Origin of the sequence: Nonomuraea sp. NPDC049480, from assembly GCF_044465905.1 — a bacterium.
Classification (GTDB): Bacteria; Actinomycetota; Actinomycetes; order Streptosporangiales; family Streptosporangiaceae; genus Nonomuraea.
In genome coordinates, this window is sequence record NZ_JBITMD010000022.1 from 185,413 (window position 1) to 192,000 (window position 6,588).

General features: G+C 66.5%; 8 protein-coding genes. 3 read left to right on the forward strand and 5 right to left on the reverse strand.

The window, feature by feature from the left end:
• Window positions 1-58: 58 nt before the first annotated feature.
• The 5 genes from ACIBX3_RS44645 to ACIBX3_RS44665 form a co-directional block, all read right to left on the reverse strand.
• The gene (locus ACIBX3_RS44645; RefSeq protein WP_397126713.1) at window positions 59-859 is read right to left on the reverse strand and encodes a helix-turn-helix transcriptional regulator; all 801 of its coding nucleotides are present in this window, start codon (window positions 857-859) and stop codon (window positions 59-61) included.
• A 192-nt stretch (window positions 860-1,051) separates the two neighbouring features.
• Window positions 1,052-2,149 (reverse strand): ABC transporter ATP-binding protein, encoded by a 1,098-nt coding sequence (locus ACIBX3_RS44650; protein WP_397126698.1) that lies wholly within the window; start codon window positions 2,147-2,149, stop codon window positions 1,052-1,054.
• The gene (locus ACIBX3_RS44655) at window positions 2,146-2,937 is read right to left on the reverse strand and encodes an ABC transporter permease (protein WP_397126699.1); all 792 of its coding nucleotides are present in this window, start codon (window positions 2,935-2,937) and stop codon (window positions 2,146-2,148) included. The genes ACIBX3_RS44650 and ACIBX3_RS44655 overlap by 4 nt, the downstream gene beginning before the upstream one ends.
• Window positions 2,934-3,821 (reverse strand): ABC transporter permease, encoded by an 888-nt coding sequence (locus ACIBX3_RS44660; RefSeq protein WP_397126700.1) that lies wholly within the window; start codon window positions 3,819-3,821, stop codon window positions 2,934-2,936. The genes ACIBX3_RS44655 and ACIBX3_RS44660 overlap by 4 nt, the downstream gene beginning before the upstream one ends.
• Before the next feature lie 3 nt (window positions 3,822-3,824).
• Window positions 3,825-4,898 (reverse strand): ABC transporter substrate-binding protein, encoded by a 1,074-nt coding sequence (locus ACIBX3_RS44665; RefSeq protein ID WP_397126701.1) that lies wholly within the window; start codon window positions 4,896-4,898, stop codon window positions 3,825-3,827.
• 187 nt (window positions 4,899-5,085) lie between these two features.
• Between ACIBX3_RS44665 and ACIBX3_RS44670 the strand changes: the two genes are divergently transcribed.
• The 3 genes from ACIBX3_RS44670 (at window position 5,086) to ACIBX3_RS44680 (ending at window position 6,296) form a co-directional block, all read left to right on the forward strand.
• Complete coding sequence (locus tag ACIBX3_RS44670) at window positions 5,086-5,265, forward strand: hypothetical protein (RefSeq protein ID WP_397126703.1); 180 nt, start codon at window positions 5,086-5,088, stop codon at window positions 5,263-5,265.
• Window positions 5,266-5,374: 109 nt separating this feature from the next.
• Entirely contained in the window at window positions 5,375-5,755 is a 381-nt protein-coding gene (locus tag ACIBX3_RS44675) for a RidA family protein (protein ID WP_397126704.1), read from the forward strand.
• A 145-nt stretch (window positions 5,756-5,900) separates the two neighbouring features.
• On the forward strand, window positions 5,901-6,296 hold the full coding sequence (locus ACIBX3_RS44680) for a hypothetical protein (RefSeq protein WP_397126705.1): 396 nt from the start codon (window positions 5,901-5,903) through the stop codon (window positions 6,294-6,296).
• The last annotated feature ends 292 nt before the right edge of the window (window positions 6,297-6,588 follow it).

The window sequence follows — 6,588 nt, forward strand, 5'->3', positions numbered from 1 at the left end:
GACGTGTTGCCCCTTCCTCTCCCCCCGGCACTCGTTCGGTCCGGAGCGGAAGGTCACGCTAGCCGGTGAGCCGATCGGTGTATTGAACGAATGCGAACAGCTGCTTCGGCGTCATCTGCGCCATCGCCCGGATCTCGCGGGTGAGGTGAGGCTGGTCGGCGTAACCGCAGGCGACGGCCTCGCTCAGCGTGGCGGAGGGCCGTCGCCACGTGTCCACGGTCCGCTGGAACCGGGCGATCCGGGCTACCGTCTTGGGCGACATGCCCACCACCCGGCGGAATCCGATCTCGACATGACGACGGCTGACGCCCAGCTCACCGGCGAGGGACCCGATGGTGGGCGGGCCGGTCGGCTGCTGCAGCCGCCACCAGGCGTGCATGATCAGGTCGTTGGGGCCGGCGTCGGGGCGCAGCCACGCCGTCAGCCGCTCCCCCAGCAGGCTGAAGCGGTCCGTCCAGCTCATCGACGAGATCAGCCGGTCGGTCAGCTCCTCGGCACGGGTACCGAGGAGGTCTTCCAGACGCGCGGTCGTGCCGGCTACCTCGCGTATGGGCGTCCCCGTCAGCGCCGACATCCCGGCGGGGGTGAGCCCGACCGCCACCCCGTGACGCCACGGCGTGTGGGCCGAGAACGTCGCGGTGACGCGGGGACCGGTGATGATCGGGCCCATGCCGGTGAAGTCGATGATCAGGGTGGCCGCGTTGAGCGGCAGCATCCGGCTGGGTTGGGCGGGCTCTCCCGCCTGGGTGCGAAAGCCGGCCCACCCCAGCACGTACGGACGCAGGTGCGGCGGTGAAAGGCGGGTGATCATCTGGTACGGCTCAGCCTGTTGCTGCGTTGGCAGCGAATGTATCGCCATCACCCCGCAAGCCTGCCTCAGAAGGCTTGAGAGCCGGCGACTGCATGCCGCGATCCCGAACCGGCGCACCAACCGCTTCCCCTTCGACGGCCGCTGATGACCCGTCGATCCGACCAAGCCCGCCCACCCTCGGGCCGGCCAAGACGTGATGGGCCGGCTCACCCAGCTGTTCGAGGCCTGGACTCCACACGGCTAGCGGTGCTCTGGCACCAGCACGCTGTGCTCCGGTGACCAGGTGACGCGAACGACGTCACCGCGCGATGCAGCGCTCTCCTTGCCGGCCGGCTCGCGTACCGCTCCGCTGCCGCCGTCACGGAAGCGAAGCTCCACCCGGCGGTGCGTACCGAGGTATACGACGTCGACGACGTCGGCATCGAGGACGTTGCCGGGTGTGGGACCGGAGCCGGCGTGGTCGAGCACCCGCATCCGCTCGGGACGCACGACGATGGCAGCGTGCGAAGAGGCGGCGATGTGGTGCGCCGGCGGGGTGTGCAGGGTCCAGCCGTCGCCGGTGAGGGTGCGCCCGTCGGGGTCGACGCGGCCGGTGAATACGTTGGAGTCGCCGAGGAACCTGGCCACGAACAAAGTGGCCGGGCTCTCGTACAGCTCCTTGGCGGTGCCGACCTGTGCGATGCGGCCCTCGTTGAAGACCGCGATGCGGTCGGAGAGCGCGAGGGCCTCTTCCTGATCGTGGGTGACGAAGATGATCGTCACACCGAGTTCGCGATGGATCCGGGCGATCTCGATCTGGAGTTGTTCGCGCAGCTTCTTGTCGAGCGCACCGAGTGGCTCGTCCATGAGCAGGACCGGCGGGTTGTAGACGATGGCGCGGGCCACCGCGACGCGCTGCTGCTGACCGCCGGAGAGCTGCTTCGGCAGCCGGTCGGCGAGGTGGTCGAGGTGGACCAGCTTCAGGGCGTCCATGGCGCGGGCGTGCCCAGTGGCCTTGTCGACCCCGCGCCGGTGCAGCGGGAAGGCGACATTCTTCGCCGCCGTCATGTGCGGGAACAGGGCGTACTGCTGGAAGACCATGCCGAGGTTGCGCTTGTGCGCCGGAAGCCGCGAGATGTCCTGGCCGTCGACCAGGATGCGGCCGCTGGTGGGAGCGGCGAAGCCTGCCACCATGCTCAGCGTAGTCGTCTTTCCCGAGCCGGATGGGCCCAGGAACGTCATGAACTCGCCGGGCGCGATGTCCAGCGAGACGTCATCGACGGCGGCGCGGTCGCTGCCGCGGTAGCGCTGCACGAGCCGGTCGAGACGCACGGCGGCGCCGTGGGTCTGGTCGGTCATTTCGAGGTTCTCCGGAAGAGTTGGGGCAGCACGATGAGGGCGGTTGTGACGGTGAGGATGACCGTTGACGCGACGGCGATGGTGGGGTCCGTCTCGTTCGCTGTGCTTGTGTACATCTTCACCGGCAGGGTGGTCAGGTACGGGCCGTTGATGAAGAACGAGACCACCACCTCGTCGAAGGAGGTGACGAACGCGAAAACCGCGCCCGAGAGCACTCCTGGCAGGATCAGGGGCAGCGTCACCAACCGGAACGTGGTCAGCGCCCCGGCGCCGAGGTTGGCGGATGCGAGTTCGAGATCGCGGTTGAAGCCGCTCAGGCTCGCGCTCACCGACACGACGACGAAGGGCACGGCCAGCGCCGTGTGGGCGAGCACGAACCCGGTCGGGGTGCCGACGAGTTGCCACTTCAGGAACGCGGCGTAGATCGCGACGGCGGCGACGATCCCTGGCACGATCATCGGTGCCATCAGGCCGGCGTTGGCCGCGCTCCGCACGGCACGAGCACCCGGGAATCGGCCCCGGACGAGGGCGACCGCCGCCGCGATCCCCAGGACGGTCGCGATGAGGGTGACCTGCGCGGCGATGGTGAGGGAGTTGAGCAGCGCATCGCGCCAGGCCGGGGCGGTGAAGAAGTTCTCGTAGTACTTCAGCGACCAGCCTTGGGGCGGGAACTGGAAGCTGTCCTGGTCGGTGAAGGACAGCGGGATGACCACGAGCGACGGAGCGACGAGCCACAGCCCGACCGCGATGACCACCGCCCACTGCCAGATCCGGACACGAGTCGTCATCGCGTCTTCCCGTCCGTGAGCCCCAGCGTCGCCGAGGGCGCTGAGATCCGCGACACCGCAGCGAGCAGCCCGAGCGCTACCGCGAGGAGGATGAATGACAGCGCCCCAGCGGTGGGGAAGTCCAGCAACGGGTTCACCTTCTGGGCGATCAGCTGCGAAATCATCATTTCCTGTGGTGAGCCGAGCAGCACCGGCGTGATGTAGAAGCCGAGGGCGAGGACCAGTACCAGCGTCACGCCCGCGACCACCCCTGACAGCGACAACGGGAGGTAGACCAGAGCGAACGCGGTGACCGGCCGGGCTCCCATGCTCTGAGCGGCGGTGATCAGGCTGCGGTCGATCCCCTTGAACGCGCTGTACAGCGGCAGCACCATGAAGGGCAGCAGCACCTGGGCCATGCCGATGGTGACGCCCACGGCGGTCTTGGTCAGTTGGAACTCATCGATGTCGACGAGGCCGAGTTCGGCCAGGGCCCAGCCGACCGGACCCCCCTTCTGCAGCAGCACGACCCAGGCGAAGGTGCGGGCCATCAGACTGGTCCAGAACGGCAGTAGCACCAGCGCGGTCAGCACGGTGAGGGCGCGGGGCCCGACGAGCGTCATCACATACGCGTACGGGTAGCCCAGCAGCAGTGTCACGCCGGTGACGACGACCGCCATGAACAGCGTGCGGCCCATGATGGTCCACGTGACGCTGTCGCCGAGCACCGCCTCGTAGATCGTCAGGCCGAAGGTTGGTTCGCTGACGCTGCGCCAGACGAGCAGGGCGACCGGGTAGAGGAAGGCACCGGCCACGACGATGAGCGCCGGCCAGATGAGAGTAGCGAGGCCGGCGCGGCCGCGGCGGCTCTGCCGCGGCCGGGCAACCGAGGGGGCAGTTGTCATCCGCTACCCCGTGGTCCACTTGGTCCACTTGTCTGACGCCGTCTTCTGGTTCTCCGCGTACCACTTCTGGTCGAGCGGGACGCCCTGACCCGCGTCGCCCTGCTCGGTCGACAGGAACTGCTTCGCGACGGAGTCCGTGATGTCGGGCTTGGCGTCAGAGTTGATCGGCGCGTAGGGGATGTTCTCGGTGAGCCTCGCCTGCGGCCCGGCGCTGGTGGCGTACGCGATGAACTTCATCGCCTGAGCCTTGTTCTTCGAACCCTTCGGAACCATGAAGACGTCGTAGGTGGCGAGGGCCTGGTTCCACACCGGGCCGTACGACGCTCCGTTCTTGACCGCGTTGTAGGCCCGCCCGGTCCAGGCGACGACCATGTCGGCCTGCTTGGCCTCCATCATCTGCTGGGACTCCGAGCCCGTCTTCCAGAACTTGAGGTCCTGCTTGATGGCGTCGAGCTTGCGGAAGGCCCGGTCGTAGTCGATCGGGTAGAGCGCGTCGGGCGCGACGCCGTCGGCCAGCAGGGCGATCTCGAAGCCGCCGCCGATGTAGTTGTTCTCGATCGCCCGGGTGCCCGGGAACTTGCCGGTGTCGAAGAAGTCCGCCCAGCTCTGCGGCGGGTTGTCGCCGTACTTGTCCTTCCTGTACATGAGGACGTAGGAGTAGGTCATCGACGGTACGGCGCAGTCGCTGACGAAGGCCTTGGGCATCTTCGTGGTGTCGATGACGGTGAAGTCGAGCTTCTCTGTGTACTTGCCGCAGTTCTCGCCGAGCGGGAAGAACGGGTCGGCGTCGACGACGTCCCAGCTGACGTTGTTCGCGTCGACCATCGCCGTGATCTTCGCGTATTCGGTCGTCGCCGACTCCTCGATGATCCGGACGCTCGGATTCTCCTTCTGGTACGGGTCCAGGAAGGCGGCCTTCTGCGCCTTGCCGTATGCCCCGCCGAAGGAGACGAAGGTGAACTGCTCGCCGTCGGCCCCGCCACCCGGCGGGCTCGTGGCACTGCACCCGCTGACGGCGACTGAGGCGGCAACTGCTATCACTACGCCGATCCGGCGGTGGAGGGGGGCGAAAGGCATAACACTCCTGTCGGGACAACTCTTGAGACCTACAGGCTGGGCGCCACGGCCTCGGGTGTTGTCGGCCGACAGTACGAACCGTCATGGACTTGCTCAATCTACAATCCGTACAACTACAGGACGCACACTCGACCGGCTGTACATGTGAGCGCAGCAGTACGAACCGTAATGGGCCCGGTGCCGGACGATGCATATGCCCAGATGGCGGACGTACGGCACGACACCCGGCCACCAGCGAGAGCAGGGCGAGATCAAGTCCTGGTCGCGCTCCCAGGGGTGCTGGTGGTCGATGACAGTGGGGATCGCTGCCGCGACCGGGGTGGAGCCGGACCGCATCGACCAGCCGCCGGCCGACAGCATGCGCTGACAAGTGCGTATTTCTGCCTTCACCGCGACATGGTCATGTGGCGACAATTCCTGCAGCTAAGCGCTTTCGCGCAAAGTTGAGCGGAAAACTTCCAGACCGGAGACATTTGATGCCCCGAGAAGTCATCTCCACGCCAGAGGCACCGGAGTACCCCAGCTACAGCCAGGCGGTGAAGGTGGGCAACACGATCTACGTTGCCGGAACAATCGGAGTCGATGTGGCGACCGGCGAGCTGGCAGGGCCCACGATCCAGGAGCAGACCCGCCGGTCGTTGCTCAACTGCCAGGCGATCTTGCGCGCCGGTGGCGGTGGGCTGAGCGACGCCGTCATGGTCCACACATTGCTCCTGCGACCCGAAGACGCCGACGGCGTCAACGAGGTCTTCGACGAGTTCTTCCCGGACGTGCGGCCGCCGCGCTGCGTGAGCAAACTGGGTGTGGACCGGCCGGGGATTCTGGTATCGATTGCCATGGTGGCCGTCACAAACTGATCGTCGGGCCTGACCCCGGCATTCCGGCTCCGCCCGGGCCGAGCCCCCCTCAAGAAGATCGTGTCCGAGGTGCCTCAGCTCAAGGATGGCTTGGTCCTGGCGGCGGGGCATGTGACACCAGTCCAGAAGCCGTTGTGAAGCTCATGTGAATGAACTCGCCATTAGCCTGCCGTGCATGAAGAGACTACGAGCCTCGTATCTCATTTTCACGTTCCTGCTGGCCGGCGCGGTCACGGCAATGAGCGCCCCGGCAAGTCACGCCATGACGGCGGACTTGTACACGTGCCCGTCGAATTACGTGTGCGTCGACACGTCGCTCTGGACGCCGGAGCCCGATGTGCTGATTCCGGCCGGGCAGAGCAGGAGTTTCCCCGGCGGCGTCAAGGTGTATGAACTCACCAACCACACGAAGATGCTGTACTGCGTGAACGGAAGCCCGCGCTTCGCGCTCTCGCCTGCTACCTTCCGGAAGTTCGACCCGCCGACGACGGTCTTCGGCGTGAGCACGAGGGGCAATCCCACAGGAATTTGCGCGTCGTAGCACCCGGCTCACACGAGCTTGTTCATTTGCACGAGAACGTGGCCATGGGTGTGGCCAACCGTGCACCTGACACCCCGTCCGGTACTGGGCTCCGACCGGATCGCCGTGTCGGAGCTCGCCCAGCTGCTATTGAGGACATGAGGGACAGCGGGGACAGTAAGCGCTGTTCCGAGGACGGCACCGCGCAGTCGAACTAGTACTCCAGTGACACTTCGCGATCTTGGGCGTTGAGGTGGCATGAAGACGGCCACCACGTGATCATTCGGAGTTTGTGAAGACATCCCAAGATCGC

Excerpts from the sequence above, each read along its gene's own strand:
- ACIBX3_RS44650 (WP_397126698.1), bottom strand. The coding sequence starts at position 2,149 with ATGACCGACCAGACCCACGGCGCCGCCGTGCGTCTCGACCGGCTCGTG.
- ACIBX3_RS44670 (WP_397126703.1), top strand. The coding sequence starts at position 5,086 with ATGCATATGCCCAGATGGCGGACGTACGGCACGACACCCGGCCACCAG.
- ACIBX3_RS44660 (WP_397126700.1), bottom strand. The coding sequence starts at position 3,821 with ATGACAACTGCCCCCTCGGTTGCCCGGCCGCGGCAGAGCCGCCGCGGC.
- ACIBX3_RS44675 (WP_397126704.1), top strand. The coding sequence starts at position 5,375 with ATGCCCCGAGAAGTCATCTCCACGCCAGAGGCACCGGAGTACCCCAGC.
- ACIBX3_RS44645 (WP_397126713.1), bottom strand. The coding sequence starts at position 859 with ATGGCGATACATTCGCTGCCAACGCAGCAACAGGCTGAGCCGTACCAG.
- ACIBX3_RS44655 (WP_397126699.1), bottom strand. The coding sequence starts at position 2,937 with ATGACGACTCGTGTCCGGATCTGGCAGTGGGCGGTGGTCATCGCGGTC.
- ACIBX3_RS44665 (WP_397126701.1), bottom strand. The coding sequence starts at position 4,898 with ATGCCTTTCGCCCCCCTCCACCGCCGGATCGGCGTAGTGATAGCAGTT.